This is a genomic window from Streptococcus mitis (assembly GCF_946190375.1).
In the GTDB taxonomy this organism is placed as follows: Bacteria; Bacillota; Bacilli; order Lactobacillales; family Streptococcaceae; genus Streptococcus; species Streptococcus mitis_CJ.
In genome coordinates, this window is sequence record NZ_CAMIAF010000005.1 from 35,525 (window position 1) to 58,840 (window position 23,316).

At 39.7% G+C, this 23,316-nt stretch carries 22 protein-coding genes; 8 read left to right on the top strand and 14 right to left on the bottom strand.

What is annotated here, in order from left to right; all coding sequences use genetic code 11:
* Nucleotides 1-55 precede the first annotated feature (55 nt).
* A complete protein-coding gene (locus N8M09_RS03410; protein ID WP_261063811.1) occupies nucleotides 56-1,663 on the bottom strand; it encodes a glycoside hydrolase family 13 protein in 1,608 nt (535 codons plus the stop codon).
* 152 nt (nucleotides 1,664-1,815) lie between these two features.
* Between N8M09_RS03410 and N8M09_RS03415 the strand changes: the two genes are divergently transcribed.
* Complete coding sequence (locus tag N8M09_RS03415; RefSeq protein ID WP_049493124.1) at nucleotides 1,816-3,300, top strand: DUF1846 domain-containing protein; 1,485 nt, start codon at nucleotides 1,816-1,818, stop codon at nucleotides 3,298-3,300.
* A gap of 94 nt (nucleotides 3,301-3,394) precedes the next feature.
* Complete coding sequence (locus tag N8M09_RS03420) at nucleotides 3,395-3,877, top strand: S-ribosylhomocysteine lyase (protein ID WP_000032547.1); 483 nt, start codon at nucleotides 3,395-3,397, stop codon at nucleotides 3,875-3,877.
* 59 nt (nucleotides 3,878-3,936) lie between these two features.
* Here N8M09_RS03420 and N8M09_RS03425 read toward each other — a convergent pair whose 3' ends face one another.
* The 5 genes from N8M09_RS03425 to rsmH all read right to left on the bottom strand — a co-directional run bounded on the left by N8M09_RS03425 (nucleotide 3,937) and on the right by rsmH (nucleotide 10,895).
* The gene (locus N8M09_RS03425) at nucleotides 3,937-6,042 is read right to left on the bottom strand and encodes an ATP-dependent Clp protease ATP-binding subunit (protein WP_261063813.1); all 2,106 of its coding nucleotides are present in this window, start codon (nucleotides 6,040-6,042) and stop codon (nucleotides 3,937-3,939) included.
* A gap of 337 nt (nucleotides 6,043-6,379) precedes the next feature.
* Nucleotides 6,380-7,360: a phospho-N-acetylmuramoyl-pentapeptide-transferase gene (gene mraY, locus N8M09_RS03430; RefSeq protein ID WP_261063815.1), complete on the bottom strand. Its 981-nt coding sequence runs from the start codon at nucleotides 7,358-7,360 to the stop codon at nucleotides 6,380-6,382.
* A gap of 1 nt (nucleotide 7,361) precedes the next feature.
* Nucleotides 7,362-9,614 (bottom strand): penicillin-binding protein PBP2X, encoded by a 2,253-nt coding sequence (pbp2x, locus tag N8M09_RS03435; protein WP_261063816.1) that lies wholly within the window; start codon nucleotides 9,612-9,614, stop codon nucleotides 7,362-7,364.
* Nucleotides 9,615-9,617: 3 nt separating this feature from the next.
* On the bottom strand, nucleotides 9,618-9,935 hold the full coding sequence (ftsL, locus tag N8M09_RS03440) for a cell division protein FtsL (protein ID WP_000227822.1): 318 nt from the start codon (nucleotides 9,933-9,935) through the stop codon (nucleotides 9,618-9,620).
* Between the two features lie 9 nt (nucleotides 9,936-9,944).
* Nucleotides 9,945-10,895, bottom strand: a complete 951-nt coding sequence (gene rsmH / locus N8M09_RS03445) for a 16S rRNA (cytosine(1402)-N(4))-methyltransferase RsmH (RefSeq protein WP_261063819.1) — start codon at nucleotides 10,893-10,895, stop codon at nucleotides 9,945-9,947.
* Nucleotides 10,896-11,061: 166 nt separating this feature from the next.
* On the opposite strand from rsmH, the gene N8M09_RS03450 reads away from it, so the two are divergent.
* Genes N8M09_RS03450 through N8M09_RS03475 form a run of 6 tightly spaced genes read left to right on the top strand, consistent with a single transcriptional unit; the run spans nucleotide 11,062 to nucleotide 13,481 of the window.
* Nucleotides 11,062-11,256 carry a helix-turn-helix transcriptional regulator gene (locus tag N8M09_RS03450; protein WP_001082471.1) on the top strand — a complete coding sequence of 65 codons (195 nt, stop codon included), beginning with the start codon at nucleotides 11,062-11,064 and terminating at the stop codon, nucleotides 11,254-11,256.
* A gap of 15 nt (nucleotides 11,257-11,271) precedes the next feature.
* Nucleotides 11,272-11,814 carry a DUF3278 domain-containing protein gene (locus tag N8M09_RS03455; protein WP_261063821.1) on the top strand — a complete coding sequence of 181 codons (543 nt, stop codon included), beginning with the start codon at nucleotides 11,272-11,274 and terminating at the stop codon, nucleotides 11,812-11,814.
* A 10-nt stretch (nucleotides 11,815-11,824) separates the two neighbouring features.
* Nucleotides 11,825-12,067, top strand: coding sequence for a hypothetical protein (locus N8M09_RS03460; protein WP_261063825.1), 243 nt, complete (start codon nucleotides 11,825-11,827; stop codon nucleotides 12,065-12,067).
* Between the two features lie 9 nt (nucleotides 12,068-12,076).
* Entirely contained in the window at nucleotides 12,077-12,403 is a 327-nt protein-coding gene (locus N8M09_RS03465; RefSeq protein WP_261063827.1) for a hypothetical protein, read from the top strand.
* A gap of 26 nt (nucleotides 12,404-12,429) precedes the next feature.
* Nucleotides 12,430-13,008: a DUF3278 domain-containing protein gene (locus tag N8M09_RS03470; RefSeq protein WP_261063829.1), complete on the top strand. Its 579-nt coding sequence runs from the start codon at nucleotides 12,430-12,432 to the stop codon at nucleotides 13,006-13,008.
* On the top strand, nucleotides 13,005-13,481 hold the full coding sequence (locus N8M09_RS03475; protein ID WP_261063831.1) for a glutathione peroxidase: 477 nt from the start codon (nucleotides 13,005-13,007) through the stop codon (nucleotides 13,479-13,481). The genes N8M09_RS03470 and N8M09_RS03475 overlap by 4 nt, the downstream gene beginning before the upstream one ends.
* Nucleotides 13,482-13,623: 142 nt before the next feature.
* Here the strand turns inward: N8M09_RS03475 and N8M09_RS03480 are convergent, their stop codons facing one another.
* The 8 genes from N8M09_RS03480 to N8M09_RS03515 form a co-directional block, all read right to left on the bottom strand.
* Nucleotides 13,624-13,917: a DUF5960 family protein gene (locus N8M09_RS03480; RefSeq protein ID WP_261063833.1), complete on the bottom strand. Its 294-nt coding sequence runs from the start codon at nucleotides 13,915-13,917 to the stop codon at nucleotides 13,624-13,626.
* The gene (locus N8M09_RS03485; RefSeq protein ID WP_261063834.1) at nucleotides 13,910-14,272 is read right to left on the bottom strand and encodes a hypothetical protein; all 363 of its coding nucleotides are present in this window, start codon (nucleotides 14,270-14,272) and stop codon (nucleotides 13,910-13,912) included. Before N8M09_RS03485 ends, N8M09_RS03480 begins: the two co-directional genes overlap by 8 nt.
* Nucleotides 14,269-15,684 (bottom strand): Y-family DNA polymerase, encoded by a 1,416-nt coding sequence (locus N8M09_RS03490; protein WP_261063836.1) that lies wholly within the window; start codon nucleotides 15,682-15,684, stop codon nucleotides 14,269-14,271. Before N8M09_RS03490 ends, N8M09_RS03485 begins: the two co-directional genes overlap by 4 nt.
* Before the next feature lie 3 nt (nucleotides 15,685-15,687).
* Nucleotides 15,688-16,374, bottom strand: coding sequence for an XRE family transcriptional regulator (locus tag N8M09_RS03495; protein ID WP_261063838.1), 687 nt, complete (start codon nucleotides 16,372-16,374; stop codon nucleotides 15,688-15,690).
* A 371-nt stretch (nucleotides 16,375-16,745) separates the two neighbouring features.
* Entirely contained in the window at nucleotides 16,746-18,218 is a 1,473-nt protein-coding gene (locus N8M09_RS03500; RefSeq protein ID WP_261063840.1) for a peptide MFS transporter, read from the bottom strand.
* Nucleotides 18,219-18,691: 473 nt separating this feature from the next.
* Entirely contained in the window at nucleotides 18,692-20,905 is a 2,214-nt protein-coding gene (locus tag N8M09_RS03505) for a glycoside hydrolase family 31 protein (RefSeq protein WP_261063842.1), read from the bottom strand.
* The gene (locus N8M09_RS03510; protein WP_261063844.1) at nucleotides 20,902-21,546 is read right to left on the bottom strand and encodes a YesL family protein; all 645 of its coding nucleotides are present in this window, start codon (nucleotides 21,544-21,546) and stop codon (nucleotides 20,902-20,904) included. Before N8M09_RS03510 ends, N8M09_RS03505 begins: the two co-directional genes overlap by 4 nt.
* Before the next feature lie 204 nt (nucleotides 21,547-21,750).
* Nucleotides 21,751-23,316, bottom strand: coding sequence for a type 2 periplasmic-binding domain-containing protein (locus N8M09_RS03515; protein ID WP_261063846.1), 1,566 nt, complete (start codon nucleotides 23,314-23,316; stop codon nucleotides 21,751-21,753).

A 23,316-nucleotide genomic window follows, 5' to 3' on the forward strand; every position in this document is an offset into this window, starting at 1 on the left:
CAGTCCTCCCTTGTTTTTATACGATTTCAATTTTAAATTTTTCTGTAAAAAATATTTATAGTAATTCCACACAGAAAGCATCCCATGGAGCTAAGATTTGTTTTTCAAACGCTTCTTGAGCTAGGGTGTTTTCAATCAAGACAGACTTGACTTTTCCTTCTACTGTCAAGCCTTGCTCTTCATTGGATAAGTTGGCCACAACTAGGAAACGACGGTCCCCATCTTTACGGATATAGGCGAAGACCTTGTCAGTTGTTTCCAAGAGTTCAAAGTCAGCTCGAATCAGCCAGCTGTTTTCCTTACGGATTTGAACCAACTTCTGATAAGTATAGAAAATAGAATCTAGATTTGCCAGTGCTTCTTGAACATTAATTGCTTGATAGTTTGGATTGACTGCCAACCAAGGCTGACCTGTCGAGAAACCGGCGTTTTTGCTATCGTCCCATTGCATAGGGGTACGGGCATTATCACGTCCAATGACACGGATACTGTCCATGATTTCTTCCATCGGAACGCCTTTTTCAAGAGCCTCACTCGCATAGTTGAGGGATTCAATATCTTCTACTTGATCCAGTGTTTCAAAAGGATAGTTGGTCATCCCTATTTCCTCACCTTGGTAGATATAAGGAGTTCCTCTCATGAGATGAAGTAAGATTGCAAAGGCTTTGGCAGATTTTTCGCGGTATTCTTGGTCATTTCCCCAGATTGAGACGATACGAGGAAGGTCATGATTGTTCCAAAAAAGCGAATTCCAACCGTCCTCAACTCCTAACTCTGTCTGCCATTTGTTGAAAATCTCTTTCAACTTAGCGATATTCAGCTCTTTTTGATAGTGCCACTTAGGTTGCCCTTCCTGATACTGAAGACCGATATGTTCAAACTGGAAGACCATAGACAATTCTTGTCCCTTTGGATCTGAGTAGAACTTGGCAATCTCAGGCGTTGCTCCCCAAGTCTCCCCTACTGTCAAGAGATCCTTATCTCCAAAGGTCGCCTGATTCATTTCCTTGAGATAGGGGTGAAGCATAGGACCATTATTGACTACCTTCTCGTCAGGAATTTTCCCAATCATGTCAATGACATCCATGCGGAAACCACCAATGCCTTTATCAATCCAGAAGTTCATCATCTCATAAATTTTCTGGCGAAGTTTTTCATTTTCCCAGTTGAGATCGGGCTGTTTCTTGCTGAAGAAGTGAAGATAGTATTGACCTGACTTTTCATCGTATTCCCAAGCAGAACCACTAAAGATAGAATCTAGATCGTTGGGCTCATCGCGCCAGATATAGTAGTCTCGCTCAGGGCTGTCAGGATTTTCACATGCCTCGACAAACCAAGCATGCTCATCTGAGGTATGATTGACCACCAAGTCCATGATAATTCGGATATCACGCTTCTTAGCTTCCGCGATCAGTTGGTCCATGTCCTCCATAGTTCCGAAAATAGCTGCAATCGCTTGATAATCAGCAATATCATATCCATTATCATCCATAGGACTGTTATAAACAGGAGAAAGCCAAATCGCTGTGATTCCTAACTTAGCTAGATAGTCTAACTTACTGGTAATACCTGGCAAATCGCCAATTCCATCTCCGTTGCTATCCATAAAACTCTTAGGATAGACTTGATAGACTACGGCATTGTGCCACCATTTTTCTTGCATCTTCTTACCTCATTATTTTAATAATCTGTAGTCTATGATAGCGCTTTTTAGAGTTTTGTGCAAGCGTTTGCCTAATCTTTTTGATTCCTTTTTTAACTCCATAGTTTCCTAACTTCCAATTTTTTATTATAATAGAGGTCAGAGGTAAAAAAATGAAAAAACAAGCTTTTAGTTCTGAACAATATTTGAATCTACAGCGCGACCACATTTTGGAGCGCATTAACCAATTTGACGGCAAGCTCTACTTGGAGTTTGGTGGCAAAATGTTAGAAGATTTCCACGCTGCTCGTGTCCTTCCTGGTTATGAGCCTGACAACAAAATCAAGCTCTTGCAGGAGTTGAAAGAGCAGGTTGAGGTCGTGATTGCTATTAATGCAAGTAATATCGAGCATTCCAAAGCACGTGGTGACTTGGGCATTTCTTATGACCAAGAAGTTCTTCGTTTGATTGATAAATTCAATGAATTGGGAATTTTTGTCGGCTCCGTTGTCATCACACAGTACGCTGGCCAACCAGCTGCAGATGCCTTCCGCAACCAACTTGAGAAAAACGGAATTGATTCTTATCTTCATTATCCAATCAAAGGATATCCAACAGATATGGATCACATCATTTCTCCAGAAGGTATGGGGAAAAACGACTACATCAAAACCAGTCGCAACTTGATTGTCGTAACCGCTCCTGGACCTGGTTCTGGAAAATTGGCAACCTGTATGTCCAATATGTACCACGACCAAATCAATGGTATCAAGTCTGGTTACGCTAAGTTTGAAACCTTCCCAGTTTGGAATCTTCCCCTTCATCATCCAGTCAATTTGGCCTACGAGGCTGCCACAGCTGACCTTGATGATGTCAACATGATTGACCCCTTCCATCTCCAAACCTATGGAGAAACCACTGTCAACTACAACCGTGATATCGAGATTTTCCCAGTGCTCAAGCGCATGTTAGAACGTATCCTTGGTAAATCTCCATACGCTTCTCCGACAGATATGGGTGTCAACATGGTTGGTTTCGCTATTACAGATAATGAAGCTGCTGTCGAAGCTTCTAAACAAGAAATCATCCGCCGTTACTACCAAACTGTTCTTGATTTTAAAGCCGAAAAAGTTGGTGAAGCTGCTGTCAAGAAAATCGAGTTGCTTATGAACGACCTCGGCATCACACCTGCAGACCGTAAGGTTGCTGTCGTTGCACGCCAAAAAGCAGAAGAAACTGGCGGACCAGCCCTAGCCCTTGAATTGCCAAATGGGGAAATCGTCACAGGTAAGAACTCAGAACTCTTTGGCCCTACAGCCGCTGCCTTGATTAACGCCATCAAAAAATCAGCTGACATTGCTAAAGAAGTAAAATTAATCGAACCCGAAGTTGTTAAGCCAATCCAAGGTCTTAAAATCGATCATCTCGGTAGCCGCAATCCACGCCTTCATTCAAATGAAATTCTGATTGCACTTGCTATCACAGCTACAGAAAATCCTGATGCTGCCCGTGCTATGGAAGAACTTGGTAACCTCAAAGGAAGCGAAGCTCACTCAACTATCATCTTGACAGATGAAGACAAGAATGTCCTTCGAAAATTGGGTATCAATGTAACCTTTGACCCTTACTACCAATACGACCGCTTGTATCGCAAGTAACGATTTCAACCTCTCCACTCTCGGAGAGGTTTTCTCTCTGTCTCAGGAGCCAGCTTTATGTTATAATGATAGGAGAAAACTGAAAGGATTTACCATGTCAAAAGAAGTTATTGTTGAAAGTTTTGAACTTGATCACACTATTGTTAAAGCACCTTATGTTCGCTTGATCGGGGAAGAAACAGGGCCAAAGGGAGACATCATCTCCAATTATGATATTCGCTTGGTGCAACCAAACGAAGACTCTATCCCTACTGCTGGCCTTCATACTATTGAGCACCTCTTAGCCAAACTCATCCGTACCCGCATTGACGGTATGATTGACTGTTCACCATTTGGGTGCCGTACAGGCTTCCACATGATTATGTGGGGACGTCACACCAGTGCTGAAATCGCAGCTGTTATCAAGGATTCGCTCAAGGAAATCGCTGAAACTACTACTTGGGAAGACGTCCCTGGAACAACCATCGAATCTTGCGGAAACTACAAGGACCACAGCCTCTTCTCTGCTAAAGAATGGGCTAAACTCATCCTTGAACAAGGGATTTCAGATGATGCATTTGAGCGTCATGTGATTTAAACACAAAAAAGGAACCAGTTTTTCAGCTGGTTCCTTCTTTTTATTCTCAAAATTCTGTCTTAGGCTTTTTCACGAATGACCAAAACACCATCTTCCATGTCAGCTTCTAGGTGTTTAGCATCAAGGTTATCCAAGTGGAAGTCTGTGACTTTGTCACGGATTTGTTGTTCAACCACACGACGGAGTGGACGAACACCCATGACTTCATCGTAGCCTTCCTCAGTCATGTATTCTTTAGCAGCTTCGCTCACTGCCAAGTCAATGTCTTTCTTAGAAAGCGTCTTGTTAACTTCAACCAACATAAGGTCTACAATCTTAGAAAGATCTTCTTTGCTCAAGTGTGAGAATTCGATGACAGCATTGAAACGGTTAAGGAATTCTGGACGGAAGTAAGGTTTCAAACGATCCATCAATTCTGGTTTATCCGCATCTTCTGTCAAGTTGGCTTCGTAACCAAAGCCTGCGTTTGAAGTTGCGATAATCACCGTATTCTTGAAGTTGACAGTGTTACCTTGACCATCTGTCAAACGACCATCGTCCAAAACTTGAAGGAGAAGGGTGATGACTTGAGGGTCAGCCTTTTCAATTTCGTCGAGAAGGACGATTGAGTATGGATTGCGACGGACGCGTTCTGTCAAGGTATTGTTGTTGTCATCGTAACCAACATAACCTGCAGTTGTACCAATCAATTTAGATACAGCTGTGCGGTCGCTGTATTCTGACATGTCCAAACGGATGATAGCATCTTTCGTTCCGAACATATCTAGAGCCAATTGTTTAGCCAACTCAGTCTTACCAACACCAGTAGGACCTACAAAGAGGAAGCTACCGATTGGACGGTTACCTTCATCAAAACCAGCACGGTTACGACGGATAGCTTTTGCTACTGCTTCAACGGCCTTATCTTGACCAATAACTTTCGTCTGCAAACGATGACCCATATCTTTCAAACGTTCGATGTCCGTAGCCCCCATTTGTGATACTGGAATACCGGTCATTCGTTCTACAGACTCAGCCACATCGTTGACACTTGCAGTCACTTTCATATCTTCTGTATGGTTTTCGATTTTCTTTTCCAATTCTGCAATGCGTGTTTTATAGTTTAGAGCTGCTTCAAAATCTTCTGCCTCAACTGCTTTTTCTTGCTTGTCTTTTTCTGCCTCAATTTCACGTTCAACAGCATGAACATCTGTTACTGGATGCTGAGCCGCCAAGTGAGCTGCCGTTACATCTACAAGGTCGATAGCCTTATCTGGCAAGCTACGTTGAGGAATATACTGAACAGAATAATCCACCGCTGCTTTCAAAACTTCGTCTGGCAAGATGACATTGTGGTGTTGTTGATAGAGGTCACGAATTCCTTGAAGGATTTTATATGTATCCTCTGCTGAAGGAGCATTGACCTTGACTTCGTTGAAACGACGAGCAAGAGCTGCATTCTTCAAGATGGTGTTACGGTATTCGTCTTGAGTCGTTGCCCCAATCACGGTCAATTCTCCACGTGAAAGAGCTGGTTTCAAGATATCAGCAAGACCTTTAGACCCTTGACCATCACCTGTGCTACCAGCACCAAGAATTTGGTGAATTTCATCAAAGAAGAGGATAATATTCCCTGCTTCTTTCACTTCATTTACTAGATTTTGAACGTTTTCTTCAAAGCTACCGCGGTATTGAGTCCCAGCCTCAAGGCCTGAGATATCAATGGAAATAATTTCCTTGTTCTTAATAGCAGCTGGAACATCACCATTCACAATAGCTTGTGCCAAACCTTCGACAACGGCTGTCTTACCAACGCCTGCATCTCCGACCAAAACAGGATTGTTCTTGGTACGGCGTGAGAGGATTTCAGATGCTTCTTGAATTTCCTTGTTTCGTCCGATGACAGGATCTAACTTACCTTCACGTGCTTCTGCAGTCAAGTTACGTCCAAGTTTTGCAAGGACACCGTCTTGTTTCATACTTGAAGCCTGTTGTGGCATTTGTCCATCAACTTCTACATTTCCTGGCAATTGACCTGTTGCACGATAGTGAGCAAATTCCTCAGATGTTACTTCACGTCCATTAATCAAGTAGCGACGGTTTTCAGAACTGTATCCTCGCATACCACCCATCAATTGGTTAAATAAATCATCCATGTTGTTAAAATTATTAAAGTTGTTGTTCATATTCTTTACCTCATTTTGTTTACTTAGTTATGATTACTGATATTGACTATCTTTGACCTTTTTTTAAAAATTTAGACTAGCTAAATCGCTACTCTACGTACTATTTCTGGTTTTTCTTTTTCAAGCAGGAGTAGACTATCTTTACTTCTGAAGATTTCTAGATTAAACATAGACCCCACCTCTTTCTTTTTTACTTTAAATAAGTGTTCTAGTAAGGCTTTCATTTACCTTACGTTCATAATATACTACATTAGTCAGAAAAGGTCAAGGATTTTGACTTTAATTGACCAATATTTTTTAAAAAGCAAAAACACCCTGAAACATCAGGGTGCCATTCTTATATCAAATACAAAATTGCTAGTGTCAGGAGACTTGCTAGAAGCCCTACTCCCCAAAAGAAGAAGTCAACCTTCCACTCGCTCCAAGGATTTCCTTTACCAGAAAATCCTCCAAGTTCAAAATGGTGATGCACAGGCGTCATACGGAAAATACGTTTACCACCTGTCAGTTTGAAATAACTTACTTGCATCATGACTGAGGTTGTTTCAAAGACATAAATAATTCCGATAATCAAGAGAGTCCATTCTTGGTGGAGGGCCATAGAGATAGCTGCCAGCATTCCACCGAGAGCCAAACTTCCCACATCTCCCATAAAGACTTTAGCAGGCTTATGGTTAAAAACAAAGAACCCGAGCAAGCCACCAATCATGGCAAGAATCACTAGAAGAATATCCATCTGACCTTGCACATAGGCAATAACTCCATAGGCAGACAAACTAATCACAACGGAAATACTAGCTAAACCGTCAATGCCGTCTGTCAAGTTTACTGCGTTTGAAAAACCAACTAGCCAGAAAAGGGCGAAGACAATATAGAAAATCCCTAGATGCACTTGGTAGCCAAAGACTGAAAGCATATCGCCACCGCGCTCATAGAAAAGGTAGAAAACGACCCCACCTAGGAGCTGAAGAGCCAATTTTTGCTTAGGATTAAGCCCCTCATTGATTTTACGAAAGACCTTGAGAAAGTCATCTAAAAATCCGACAAGTCCATAAAGGACCAAGATGAACAAAATCATTCCCACATTATTGGTCAATTGTTTTGAAAAAAGAGCAACGAGGAAACTCACTACAACTGCAGCAATGAGGAAAACAAGTCCCCCCATAGTTGGCGTGCCAGCTTTTGCCTGATGCTGTTTGACATCCTCGTGCATCTGCTGACCTGTAATTTGCGCCTTTCGATAAAATTGGATAAAGGCCGGAATTCCTACCAAAGTTAGTAAAAATGTCACAATTCCAGCACTGATGGAAATAAACATATTAGTCTCCTAAAGTTAATGTAATTTTTTTAATGCCCTTGATAGCTGTATTAGCAAGAACATCTTGCTTCTGCACAGTAGAGCCTGAACCTTCAAATTCAAGTTCTATATTTAACCACTTAGAAAAAGCTTCTGCGGTTGCTTTTGTCCAACCATACATATCTGGAACTTCCTCTGCTTTATCAGATAAGAGGAGAACTTGCTGGTTAGGTGTAAGATTGGTCCCTTCTTCTACAGATGATTCTTTAATCTTTGTTCCTGTTCCTACAACGATTGGTTGCACAATATTGCGACGTAAGGCTTCCGCCAAATCACCGGGTGAAATGTCCTTGATGCTAGGCATGGCATAAGCGCTTTGATTGGTTACCTGATCTAACGTTTTAGCGGTAGATTGGAGGTTAAGGGAATCTTTCATGGCCACTGCTCTTTCCAAGATAGGATTGGCAAATTCTCCCAACTGGATACCTGAATAATGCTCAGGCTGTTGAACCGTCACATAGAGGATAAAATCAGGATTTTCAGCAGGGTTCATCGATACAGCCGAAAAAATGTAATTGGTCGTACCAACCAAGTAACCCCCATTTTTCTCATCGGCAATCTGGGCCGTACCGGACTTGAGGGCTACATTTTGACCAGGAACAGTTACAGTTGGCTTGCCTGTGCTGTGGTTATGCATGGTTCCATAAACTGGATCTGTTCCTACCAAAACCATGTTTGTTCGAGTTAGACTGGCTGCATCTTTAGAAACAGGATTTCCTACAATCTCTTTTTGAGATTTCCGAACAGATTGGTCATTTGGGTCATATAAGGCACTGATAAATTTAGGTTCTAGCATAACTCCATCATTGGCAATAGCCGTAAAGGCACGAATCATTTGCGTCTGAGTCACTGAAATCCCTTGCCCAAATGAGCTTTGCGCAATGTTGACAATATTATCCGCAGGAAGCTGACCAGCATACTCATCCGTCAAACCGAAACGGGTCGGAACACCAAATTTAAAACGATTAAGATAATCAAGCCAGGTAGCATCTCCCATCTTTTGCTCAAGGAGGGTCATCCCAACGTTACTTGAGAGTGCAAAACCTTGAGAAAAAGTCATCATTCTGCCACCAGTCAATCCTTCATTGACGTCCCAATCTCGAATCGTGACATCTGCAATTTTTAACTCACTACTATCGAAGACTTCTCCTCCTGGAAAGGTATTATTATCAATAGCAGCAGCGAGCGTCATAACCTTCATGGTTGACCCTGGCTCATAGTTACTTTGATAGAGGATATCACGCCAAACAAAGTCCTCTGTAATGCCTTCTTTTGTATCTGCATCAAAGGTCGGTCGTTGTGTCGTTGCGAGTATCTCTCCCGTTTTAGCACTGACCAAAGTCGCTGTCATGTACTTTCCTTTTACCTTCTCTTGAAAAGCATCCATCTGGGTTTCCATAAAGGACTGAAGGGGGCTGGAAATGGTTGTGTAAACATCCTTGCCATCTACCGTTTGTTGGGAAACTTGTTCCGTTCCGGGGACAATATTACCCAGACGATCTTTTTCATAGGTAATAATACCGTCTTTCCCTGCGAGAATACTATTCAAGGAACTCTCCATCCCAGAAGTTCCCAGCAAACTCTTGCTACCATCCTCATTTTCATGGAGTTGAGCTAAACCAATAAAACTAGAAGCGAATTGTCCATTTGGATAACTTCTGTTAGGGCTAGTTGTAAAGTCAATTCCTTCAACACTAGCATCTTTCAAATCCTTTTTAATAGCCATCATATTGGCATAGGTAATTCCATTTCCTTTGGCACCAAAAGAAACTTGGGTCAGATTCGGTTGAGACAATTGTTCTTTAACATAAGCCTCGTCCATATCCAAATACTTATGGAAGACCTCTGCTACCTTATTAAACTGGGCATCTTCTACATAAAGAATTTTACCCGTTGCTGATTTGTATTTTTTATCAATAACAGCATAGACATTATAGGAGGTTGCGTCCTCAGCAATCGGGACTCCATTTCGGTCATAAATAGTCCCACGTTTGGCAGGGACTGTACGGGTTATTTGGTGAACTTTCTTGGCCTCTTTGACTAGATCCGTTCCAAATTTACTACCACTCCCGATAATAACAGCAAAATTGACCAAAAAGACAGCGAAAAGTACGACAGCTAATAAGCTGATGTACTTCCCTACTATTTTACGGTTTTCTGCTGGAGATTTACGGTTTCTAATCGCAAATCGGGTTATTCTTTTTGTCCACTTCATATCTTACTCCGCTGATCGAATATTCTCGTTATTCAATTTTAAGTCCTTAGAATTTGCGATTTCTTTCAAGCGTTCTGCCCTCAACAATTCATTTACCTCTTGTTTGGCATCATCCAACTCTGTCTTCTTCTCCTCTATCTGCGCATTGATTTTTGTCAAATCATTTTGTACTTGTAGGAGTCGGGTCTGCATAAAGATAATACTCAGCGCCAAAACGAGAGCTGTAAACGCAATGGAAAGATAAAAAGCCTTCTCCACACGGGAGAATTTTTTTATACGATTCTGCAAGAATTGACTGGTTGTTTCTTTTTTATCTACCATTTTTTCCTCTTACTTGTGAATTTTTCTGGCCACGCGCAACTTGGCTGAGTGCGAGCGGTTATTGGTTTCTAATTCTTCTGAACTTGGCAAGATTGGCTTACGGGACACCAATTCCATCTTGGGCTTGAGATCATCTGGGATGAAAGGCAAGCCTTTTGGAACTTCCACTGTTGAAGCTTCCTTGAACAATTGCTTGGTCAAGCGGTCTTCCAGGGAATGAAAGGTAATCACTGAAATTCTACCATCCAGAGCCAACATATCCATAGCCTGCTGGATAGATTCATCTGCTGCTCCCAGTTCATCATTGACTTCAATCCGAATAGCCTGGAAGATCTGTTTGGCAGGATGGCCCTTCTTCTTGAGTTCCTTGGCAGGTTTGGCCGACTTGATAATTTCTGCCAACTCAGTCGTTGTCTCGATCGGCTTAACTTCACGCGCTTGTTCAATCTTACGTGCAATCTGTTTAGAAAATTTATCCTCACCATACTTGAAGAAAATACGAACCAAGTCATGATAGTCATAGTGGTTCACCACTTCATAGGCTGTCAGACTAGCATCCTGATTCATGCGCATGTCTAGTGGCGCATCCTTTTTATAAGAAAAACCACGCTCACGCTGGTCCAATTGAGGACTAGACACTCCCAAGTCATAACAAATTCCATCAATTTCCTGAACACCAGCTTCGCGCAAACGTGCCTGTAAATGACGGAAGTTATCCTTGATAAAAGTCACCATCCCCTTTTCAATGTAGGGTGCCAAGCGTTCTTGCGCATTGTCAATGGCATTCTGGTCCTGGTCAAAGGCATAGAGATGGCCTTTTTCACTTAATTTGCTTAATAAATATTCGCTGTGGCCTGCTCCACCTAAAGTCGCATCAACGTAGATACCGTCAGGCTTTACGTCGAGCATATCAACCGTTTCGTGGAGTAAGACCGTTACATGATGAAATTCTTTTGTCATATCTTATCTATTTTACCACAAATCCGACTAGCTTGCACTAGTCAGACAAATAGGTCAAAAAAAGTAAGAATTTCTTTAAGAAATATGTCAAATATGCTTGACATTCGCTCTATAGAAGAATATAATGTAGTCAAATATATACGACACAAATCAGAAAGGAGACCAGATGAATCGTGTGAAAGAATTTCGCAAGGAACTGGGCATTTCCCAGCTCGAACTCGCCAAGGATATCGGTGTCTCGAGACAAACCATCAATATGATTGAGAACGACAAGTACAATCCAACACTGGAACTCTGTCTCAATCTCGCCCGCAGCCTCCAAACTGACCTCAACAGTCTCTTTTGGGAGGATAATTTTTAAAAAAGGAGCAAACTCATGAAAAAAGAAACATTCACTGAAAAACTGATCAAACGCACATACGGTATTTCTGATCCACTTGACGAATACAAACGACGCGAGGCTGATCGTATCGGCAATCAAGTCTTTATCTTCCTCTTTTATCTGATGATTTTCGGCAATCTTATTCCACTCCTTCTGGCCTATAAATACCCTCAACTAGTGGCTCTAGTCTATCCTCCTCTGATTTTAGCGATTGCTCTCATCGCTGCTGGCTATGTCACCTACCAAATGAAAAACACAGGGATTACAGCTATTGATCCAGATGTGCTGAGTGAGAAAGAAAGCAAGCAACTACATTCCCCTGGTCTGAAAGCTGGTTTGTTCTTTGGTTTATGGATGTTTTTTATAACTCCTCTTCTCCATATACTCATAGGTGAAGGTCAGGACTATTTTCAGTCTCTTCTCACTATAAGAAATGCTGTATCAAGCATTCTCGGTTCTATCTTCTTCGGGGCAAGCATACAGTTCCTCATCTCCCGTCGCATTGCAAAAGCCAAGAAAGATCAGGATAATGATTAGGAGGAAACTCATGAAAAAAGAAAAGAAACAGTTACGTCATCATGGTCTGAAAGCAGGTTCGATTTATGGAACAGTGATATTTTTTATAATTCCACTCATTGATACCCTAACAAGTGAAAATCCAAATTTTATCAGTTCTCTTCTAAATACAAAACATATTTTTAAAACTATACTGGGAGCTTTCTTTTTCGGAGTGATGATACATATTGTCGACTCACTTCGTATTGCAAGAGCTAAAAAAGACCAGGATTAGGAGGTACCTATGAAATCATTACTAACTTTACTGACCTATCATCTTTTGTTCAGTTCCCTGCTCATCTTCATCATCGTTTCAGGGAACTTGCCAATCAGCGAGATATTCCTCGGGCTAGTCTTTATTCCAGCCCTTAACAAAGGACTGACTTATCTAAAGATTGACTCCCAAAAAACGCGCATACTCAACTTAGCACTATACTTTATAATTCTATCTTTACCACAACTGATGCTCATATCAAGCGGTTGGAAATATTATTTACTGTTCACTATCGCTATCCTTTCTTCTATCACTTATCTTTATTATCTCTATCAATTCATAAAAGAAAGTCAGTAAAACCGCTCATTTAGGAGGTTACCAGCATGAAAAAAGAAGACTTCACCACTCGCCTACTTCGAAATCTCTTTCACATCCAAGGCCCTTTTGATGAATGCCGGCAAGAGATTATCTACAAAGCTTGTGCCCGTTCCATGGTCCAAATCGTTTATTCTTCCTTCTTTCTCTTCTTGTTTTATCTATTATTTGGACGCTTCATAGAGGTCGTTCGCTATGCCATGCCCTACGTCTACTCTGGACTCATTTTTTTCATTACTTTAAAAACTCAAAGAGCCGTCAAAGAACTCCACTTGGAAAAAGATGACAAGTCAGAAATCATCCTCAAAACCTACAGCAAAGCCCAAATCAAATTCCGAAGCTGGATTGTGTTTATCGGTCTTCAGATTGGCCTCTTTACCTTACTCATCTTTCATAAAGTCTTCGTTCAGCAGATGTCCCTTCCAGATTTTGTTAAGTTACTCACGCAATTTGATAAAAGTGGTCCTTTCCTAATGTATGGCCTGATTATCGGCAGCATTTTTGGAACCCTGACCTACGGATTTCTATCATTACAGGAGGAGAAAACTCCTAAAAATACCAAACAGAAGGAGAAAAGCAAGCAATGACTTCACTATACGATTTTTCAGTCTTGAACCAAGACAATCAAGAAACTCAACTAGATATCTATCGTGGTAAGGTACTCTTGATTGTCAACACTGCTACTGGATGTGGTTTAACGCCCCAGTACCAAGGACTTCAAGAACTCTATGATCGCTATCAAGAACAAGGTTTTGAAATCTTAGACTTCCCTTGCAATCAGTTTATGGGACAAGCACCAGGCAGCGCAGAGGAAATCAACAGCTTCTGTAGCCTACATTATCAAACCACCTTCCCACGTTTTGCCAAGATCAAGGTCAACGGTAAGGAAGCAGATCCTCTCTATGTTTGGTTGAAAGAACAAAAATCTGGCCCACTGGGAAAACGAGTCGAATGGAATTTCGCTAAGTTTCTCATCGGTCGTGATGGGCAGGTCTTTGAACGCTTCTCTTCAAAAACAGACCCAAAACAAATTGAAGAGGCGATACAAACCCTACTATAATTTCACAATCTCACTATGATTAGGTTTCCTTTAGCCTATTGAATAGTGGGATTTTTTGATGGGCTTTGACTTAATAGAAAAACACTCCATGATATGAAACATGAAGTGTTGTAAAAATGATACATTCATAGCAGACAAGGCACTACTGACTGCTATTCTTGACTCCTGAATATGTATAGGTCCTATTTCTAGGACACGCTTTTTCCTTTACCACCCTAAAATAAAAGCTATGCTCTCGCCCATCCTTGGCATTTTCCTTGTTTAAGACAAAGTAGTTTTTCTGGTTCATCGCCATGGTTCGTAGGATGTCATCAATCAAGAAAGTCAAGGGTACGTTCATGGCAGAGTATTTTTGAAAATCCTCTTCAAAACGAATATAGTTATCTGAAAAATAATCCATCTGCAGTTTGTTTTCATACAGCTCTTTTCTAGTCATAAACTCCCTCCTCCCACAGCCGAATTTCTAGGATATCTGCAACCTCTATCAACCTATACCCCTCGTTTGTCCTAATAGATAGAGTCTGATGTGATAACTCCCTCACCTCACCGATGATAGTCGCCTTCTGGCTCTTTTCCTTAACCACAAAACTTCCCTTCAGTTGACCAACATAAAGCTGAGAAAGTAAATGTAGTTTCTCAACTGGGTCCAAATCTATCGAAAAATCAACACGGTTTTTTTCTTCACTGAGCGAACTGGTGTGTTCTGAGAGGTAAAATCCCATCCACTTCTGCATACCTGGATCTTGATAATCTCGCGCAGATTGAAAAGGTAAATAAGAACGATCAATCATTGTAATCCATCTAATCCTCCAGCAGAATGTCCTCCAATCAGCTTGCTTCTAGCAAGACTCCTAGAGGCCTCTTCCAGTGCATTGGCCTTTAAGAGAGAAGTGAAACCAAATTGTTCCCGAATGGAGTCAATGGCCGTCTGGAGCCTTTCTTCTTTTTCTAACTTGTCAACATCATCAAAGAGAGATATCAAACCAAAGGACTCGTCTACAAAGCCTGAATAGTTTACACCGACACTTCTGACTGCTCCAGAAGTGTATTTGCTATGAAATAACTTCAAAACATAATCTGTTAAAACAGCTGTATTGTTGGTCGGTTCGACCTTCATTTGTGTGTGAATAGACGACCTGACCTCCTGTCTAGAGAAACCGACATAGATAGAGACAAGGGTTGTTTTCTTGCCCGCTCTTCTCAATCTAATAGCCACCTGCTCCGCCATTTCTCGAAGAATAATTTCAATATCCCGTAGCTTCACATAGTCTCTCGGCAAGATTTGAGAATTCCCCAAGCCCTTGGATTTGGCTTTATAGGGCTTATGAACATTGCTCTCATCAATCCCATTGGCATGAAACCACAAACGCAGACCAGCCTGACCCAGAGCTTTCTTTAACTGATCTGGATTGCTGGTTGCCAATTCCTTGATAGAAAAAATCCCCAGAGCATGCAAGCGTTTCTCCATCCGCCTGCCAATTCCCCAAAAGTCGGTCATCTTGGGAATGGACCAGACCTTCTCTTCCACATCCTGGTAAGACCAGTTGGCCCTCATGGTCGGAGTGTGCTTGGCCTCATTATCCAGAGCCAACTTGGCCAGTAAAGGATTGGCATTTGACATGCCTACTGTAGAGTAGATCCCTGTCTGCCTCCAAATATCCCTCTGAATACGAGCAGAAAGCATATCCAGCTTGTTTTTGCGAGAGAGACTCTTATCTGGGATAAAATAGTTGAGCGAACTAGTCAGATCAATAAAGCCCTCATCGATAGAGTAAGGATAAATATCATCTGGACTGCCATAGTTTTGAAAGATTCGCTGAATTTCCATATTGACTGCTATGTATTCATCCATCCTAGGAGGCACAATCAAGGTCACTTGAGCCCAATCTTCGATGTAGCGAACATAGTCTGAGTCGGTAGGTAGCCCTTGCTTTCGAGCATTGTAATAGGAAAATTTGCGGGTCTTGATATCAAAGGGCAGATCATAAGCCCGACCAACATTTGACTTGCCAAAAATCTTCTTAAACAGGGGAGAGGAGGCTAGGATAAGACCAGTTGAATTATCCGCGCGACTCATGACACAAAGCGAGGTTTTCAGCGGATGCAATCCTCTTTTCACGCACTCAACACTAGCATAAAAAGATTTCATATCAACAAAGGCAATGTCACTTTTGGGCTCTCTGGAATAATCAAAGTAGCCCATAGTCTAGCCCTCCATTGGCACAAAGTTCCCAACGATAATGCCCACAATCCGAGGATCTTCCTCATAGGAGATGAAAATATCCTTGTATTTAGGATTGATCGATACCAGACGCAATCCATTCTCCTCTCGATAGACCCGTTTGATATAGGTCTGGTTGTTGCAAACCACTGCATAAACTGCTCCATCATAGTCAAATCCTGTCTCTCGAATCAGAGCTACTGAGCCATTTTGGTATTTAGGTTCCATGGAGTCCCCAGACACCCATGACGCAAAATCATGAGCCAACTCCTCATTAAAGTAAACCGTATCAAAATTCTGATCATCGTAGACCGAAGCCCCAATCCCTGCTGACATGCGTTCATAAACACGGTACTCGTAGAGGCGCTCTGGCATAGCTGTCACTTTCTGGGCTTGCTCCTCTTGAGATAGGTTGCGAGCATAGAGAACAACCTTCTCCCGCCCTTGCTTGGAAAGGCTATGGTAGAGACGGACAATCTCGATCTGAGTAAAATATCCTTTGGGTACCTTTAAAATATTCTCTAACTGGAACACCTTCTCCTTGGACGGTTCCTTGACTCCACGTTCCCAAGCTGAGTAAGCCTGAAAACTAATCCCAAGTTGCTCTGCAATTTCCTTCTGTGTTAGTTTTAACTCTTTCCTCCGAGCCTTTAATTTTTCTGGCTGATACATACTTCACCTCCTATTATGATACTTTAATGGACATTATCTCCCTTAGAAAGACTAATCGATGCTTGAAGCCATATTTTTAAAATTCAACCAATATGGTTTAGTTTTATTATATAAAAAAAGTGAACAAATGTCTACTAGGAATATCAGAAACATCGTGAATTTTATACTCAATGAAAATCAAAGAGCAAACTAGGAAACTAGCCGCAGGCTGTACTTGAGTACGGCAAGGCGACGTTGACGCGGTTTGAATTTGATTTTCGAAGAGTATTAATCAAACTAAAAGGACCTAGCCCTATACAATACAGAACTAAATCCTTTGAATAAATAATTGATCTAACTTTTAGAATCCCTACAGAAATTCCAGTTTTTCTCTATTTGATACCAGACATTAGTTTTTCAATACGTGGAACGTAGAAGAGTAAGATAATACCGAATACAATCGTAATTCCTCCAACAATTCCATAGTAAGCCACTTCAGTTTCGCTTGTATAAAATTTTACAATTTGAGCATTGATAGCTTGGGCAGCAGCATTACTCAAGAACCAGATAGACATCATTTGTGCTTGGAAGGATTTTGGTGCTAGCTTAGTAGTGACTGATAGACCAATAGGCGAAATCAACATTTCCCCCACAATCACAATAGCCCAACTCATAATCAACCAGAAAGGACTGACCTTAACATCTGTTCCAAAAAGCATCCCCGGTAACATCATCCACAAGAAGGATAGACCTGCCGCAAATAAACCGTAAGCAAATTTCTTAGAAGAGGACGGTTGCTTGTTACCCATTTTCCCCCACAACCACGCAAAAATCGGCACATAAATCATAATGAAAAGTGGATTGATACTTTGGAAAAAGCTAGATGGAAACTGAATCTGATTTCCAAATACATTAAAGTAGAGTCGAGTCTGATCATCCGCAAATAGAGCGAGAACAACAGAACCCTGCTCCTCAATAGACCAGAAGAGTACTCCAGCGATAAATAGAGGAATGTAGGCAAATACTCGGGATCTCTCAGTAGCAGTTATTTTCTGACTAGATAAAATTTTGAAGAAATAGTAGATTGGAATGATTACCGCAATTATTGTAAAGATATTAACAATCATATCCACGTTAAACTGGTGAGTAAAGACTAAACCTAGAACCACCAGAACAACCATGACAAGTGTAATCAGTAAGCGTTTAATCAAGGTCTGCTGCTCCTTCTGTGAAAGTGGATCAGTGGGGTAAAGACTTGATTCAGGCAGGTATTTCTTCCCATCTAAAACATATTTCACCAGACCAAAGAACATCCCAACAGCAGCTAATGAGAAACCTAGGTGGAAATTGACTTCCTGACCTAGATAACCCACTAGATAAGGGGCAACGAAGGCACCTAAGTTAATACCAAAGACAAAGATACTAAAACCTGCATCCCGTCTATCATCCTCTTTCTCATAAATTCCCCCAACCATATCTGATATATTGGGTTTTAAAAATCCAGTTCCAAAGATAATCAAGGCAATAGAAAGATAGAGAGCCACTTGCCCAAAAGGTGTTGCCAAAGCAATATGCCCTAGCATAATCAGAATCCCACCGTAAAAGACAGTCTTACGACTTCCTAAAATACGGTCACTGACAAAACCACCGATAACCGAGGACAAAAATACCAGCGAGCCATAAATCGCCATAACCGATGCAGCTGTGGTCTTATCCATACCCAACCCACCATCTTGCACACTATAGTACATATAGTAAAGTAGGATAGCTCGCATCCCATAGTAAGAAAAGCGCTCCCACATCTCTGTAAAGAAGAGGGTGGACAAGCCCATAGGATGTCCAAAAAATGTTTTCTGTTTTTCCATATATATTCTCCTTTAACGATATAATAATTCATTTTACAGAATTTTCAAACAAATGTCAAACAAATTCTATCCCTTTTAGAAAATTTTCTGAAAAGATCAAACGTCTCATACTTATACTCAATGAAAATCAAAAAGCAAACTAGGAAGCTAGCCGCAAGCTGTACTTGAGTACGGTAAGGCGACGCTGACGTGGTTTGAATTTGATTTTCGAAGAGTATTAATTCCACCATAAAAATTCATTTCAAACTAACTTCTACTTCGGTCAGGCAAGTGGAAGTTAGTTTGAAAAATTTCTCTTGTTTAGTTTAAAAAAGAGGCTGGGCAAAAAGTCTTTAAAATCATAAAAACATCCCTATGCCAAACTTGTAATTACTAAAAGACAAGTCAATAAGCATAGAGATGTAAAACTATTACACATTAAAAAATAAATAATTAGTAATTAAAGAATAGAAATTGTGTACGAAATGTCTCAATTAGTTTTGGCTAGTAAATATCATTTCCAACAAACGTCCTCTCAATTCCTTATCCTGATGATGCAAGATATTCATTAAGTCATGAGAATTTTTAGCATTGATGAATTCATTTAACAATCTATCTTTTAATTCATATGGAAGAGAAGCCGTCTTTAGTAGCCTAAAAACTTCGTCATTTAGAGATGTTCTTTTATTATCTTTATATTCAAATCCAGCTGTAGCATTCTTATTTGGCAATTCAATGATAGACACATTCGTTCCTTTAAAATGAATTCTATGCCTTCTATTGCTTGGAAGGATACTAGAATCTCCTTGTAATGCTAACTCTACCACGCCCATTTCCCAATCGATTGATAATCTTGTTTTATATCTTTGACCATTTTGATCTTCAATCATTTCAAAAGAATGTTGTTTTCCTGGGAATACATACCAATCTACAACTTCAGGTAAATCAACACCCATATCTATCTCAGAACCAACCAAGGGAATAATTGCACCACTTTTTGCAAACACAGGAATAGTCGAAATGTCTCTATAAACACTTAAGTTCACACCACCTGTGTACTTTTTCTCTGAAAAGAAGTCATACCATTCACCTTCAGGGAACCATACATCTACTTTTGCAGATTGAAATGCCAAATCCATCTTTTCTACCATGGGAGCCACCATCAATTCTGTTCCAAAAAAGTATTGGTTTGGAACATTATAGCTCTCATCATTCTCTGGGTAGAAATAGTACATTGGGCTGATTAATGGGGCACCTTCCTCATGTGTCTTTACATTCATAGTGTATAGATAGGGAATCATCTGATGTCTCAAACGAAGGTATTTCTTCATAATCTTAGATGTTGTTTCTGAAAAAAACCAAGGTTCTTTACTATTGAAAGGACTTCTAGAACTATGTAATCGAGTAATCGGACTAAAAACACCAAACTGTAGCCATCTAGTTTGTAGCTCTTCGTCATAATCCCCCAACATATGTCCACCAATATCATGGCTCCACCAACTATAACCGATATTTGATGCTGTTGCTGTAAAATAAGGTTGAAATCTTAAGGAATTCCAACTAATAATAGTATCCCCTGAAAAACCAACAGGGTAGCGGTGACTACCAGGACCTGCATACCTTGATAAAATCAAGCCACCTTCTGAATTTTTACAACTATCCTGATAATGATAATGATTTAAAAGCCACAGTGGATCCAACATACCTTGCGTCCCTTGTTGCCAGTCAATCCACCAAAAATCTACTCCCTGCTTTTCTAGCTCATAATGAACATCTTTAAAGTAAGCTTCCCTAAAAGAAGGATTAAAAAAATCAAAAATAGCAGGTTCTTCTAGTTCTACATTTAACCCCAATCGTTTTGCGACTTGAGGATAAGCTTCTTCATAAGCCCGTATACCATCAGCAGGATGGACATTTAAGGAGAGTTTTAACTTTCTATCATGAAGTTGTTGCAATAACTGTTCTGGATTAGGTATTAAGTTTTTATTCCAACTATATCCTGTCCAGCCACTTCCAAAACGAGCTGGAATGTCAGTTATATGCCAATCCATATCTAAAACACCGATAGATAATGGAATTTTCTCTGTTTCAAATCTGTCTATTAAATCCAAGTATTCATCCGACGTATAAGGCCAATACCTACTCCACCAATTGCCTAAAGCATATCTTGGCAGCAAGGGTGTTGAGCCAGTCAATTGGTAAAAGTCTCTGATTGCTCCTCTATAATCATGCCCATAGGCAAAGAAATAGAGGTCAATTTGATTTTCTCTCTCAATATAACCAGACTGTTCATCCCAAATAAATCCTTGAGAATCATCCAGTAAGGCAATACCATTTCGGCTAATAATTCCATCTTCTAACGAGATTGCGCCATCTGCCTTATCCAGAGTCCGAGCTGTTCCTTTTAACGTTTCAATAGACTCACCAAAATACCAGCGACTACCATATACGGCAAAATTTCCTTTTAATTCTATAAATAAATTTTCGGCGTTAAATTCTCCTTTATTAAAGTGCAGATGAAAATAGTCCGTCATAATATCTAGTACGTTTGATGTCTCGATATAATCTAACGAAACTTGACCAAAATCTCTATTATAGATAAGTTGTGTAGTCCTATCCTCAAAACTTCCAGTTTGAGAGTATTCTAATCTTACTAACTTATCTGTTAATACAGAGATTCGATAAAACTCTCCCTTAAAAATTTTCAATTTGTTTCCCTCCTTTTAGTAAATTTCTTTACCTTATCAAACATTTTATTTGTTATCGTTACATTCATCAATCCGCAAAAAGCAAATCCCCCAAATGTAAATACGTAAATAGCTGTTAAAACTCGTTCTGGACTACTAAAACTCATATACAGTACAGAAATATTAAATAAAACCAACATGATAGCTTGTATTGGATTTAAAATACAAATTAATACGCTATTTACAATACTATTTTTTAGATTATCTTTAAATAGACCAATATAGGGAAAAACAACACTCATAAAAAGTATTATAACAAATAAAAAGGGCAACACTAACAATAAACTATACTCTGAAAGTAAACTTGAATAGCCCCAAAGACAATAGTTCACATATAAAAGTAATTCTATTAGGAGGATAAACAACCAAATAAAAGTTGACTGTTTAAAATTTCGTCTAAAGATCCGAAAATAATGATAAGCAATATCGGTATCTTTACCTTTTAAAATACGATACCACATTGTCGTAAGAGAAGTTAGTGATGCCCCAATTGTAACTATTGGAATACAACTAACAATAAATAGAGTATTTAAAATAATTAAATCTGTCAAAAAAGTTAAAATTCTAACCACTTTTCCATCTAATGAAAATAATTTTTGCATAATATATTCTCCATAAAATCAATCGTCTTAACTCTATATTTTAGAATGTCAGTTGCACAAAAATATTACCTAAATTATTTAAAAAACATTTCCAAATTTCTTTAAAAATTAGAATAAAGGAAGCGAGATAATTTGATGTTATCAGTCTCGCTTCCTATAATTAGCTAGTCCCTTGTTCATACAACCAAGAGTTCATATAAAGTATTACTCTTTGACTTCTTTTTGGTAACGATTATATGCTTCCTGTTGAATCTTCATAAATTCGTCCAATCCCATATTCTTAAGAGTTTCTTTGTATGAGTCCCATTCTTTTTCTATGCCACCTTCAACTACCCATTTAGATGCTTGTTGTTTGACATAAGATTCAATACTCACATAGATTGATGATAATTTGTTAAGCTCTTCTTGTGAATAAATCACATTAGGGTAAGCTGGCAACGCAAATTGTTTCAAATCTTGGTCCATCTTCAATTTCAATCCATCACCTTGTGTTTGATCGATTTCTACGCGACTATTGATATCATCGCTTACGTATTTAGGACCAAAATCTCGAAGTGAATTAATCCATGCATACTCATCGGCTGATTTACCATCTTTAGGAGGTAACACTTTAAACTTATCACCATTCTTTTCAGTAGCTATTCCAAATGATCCATAGAAATTCTGAATACTTGCTTCATCTGTATATAATTTATCCAACCATTTCAATAATTTAGCAGGGTTTTTGCTCTTATTTGTAATCAAAATTTCATTGCGACCGTAGTTGTAATGATCTGGATCAGAAAAGACATATTGTTTTCCATCCATACCTTTTAAAGCAGGTAGAGCAATATACTCACTTGAATGTAAACCAAACGTTGCATCTGCTGTCCAACCACTAGAAACACCTACTCTAGATACTCCCTTATCCATACGTTTTGCTACACTCATAGAGGTATCTTCTGTAAAGATTTCCGGATCAATCAAACCTTTTTTATAAGATTCGTGCATTGCTGCAATCCCTTGTTTATAACTTTCTTCTGTACGAAGGTAGACTGGTTTTCCATCTTTTACAGACATTTCATATGTATTATCTGCCCCTAAACGATTATTGAACGGAAGAATATATGAGAATGTTGGATCAAAGTTTCCTGCTCCGAATGGAATTTCATCAGAAGCGTCTCCATTTCCGTTCGCATCTTTATCCTTAAATTCTTGTAGTACTTTTACTAAATCATCATAAGTTTCTGGAACCTTTAATCCTAAATTGTCTAGCCACTTTTTATTAATAAATAGCTGATTAGCTACAGTAGGGCGCATCGGTAATTTTTTAGGCAGGCTGTAGATATGACCATCTGGTGAAGTAATCATCGCTTTAATCTTAGGTTCTTTCTCCATAGCCTTAGTTAAATTAGGCATGTTCTCCTTGATTAAATCTTCCAATGGAATAAACAAAGATTGGTTCTGAGCAATTTCTGAATCTGTAAAAGCATTTGAACCTAAAAATGCATCTGGTAAATCTCCGCTAGCAACCAAAACAGATTTCTTATCTGCCCAATCTGCAGCTACAAGTGTGTCCCATTTAACATCAATACCCGCTTCCTTGGCAGAATCTGTTAGAAAACCTTTATGATAATCTTCTCCCCAGTCAGACCAACGAACAGTTGTGATTTTATAAGAATCTTCTCCAGACTTATCGTCCTTATTCGCATTATTGGAATTTGCGCAGGCTGTTAAGCCAGCAAGTGTAACTGTTCCTAAGAACAAATATGTAAATGATTTATGTTTCAT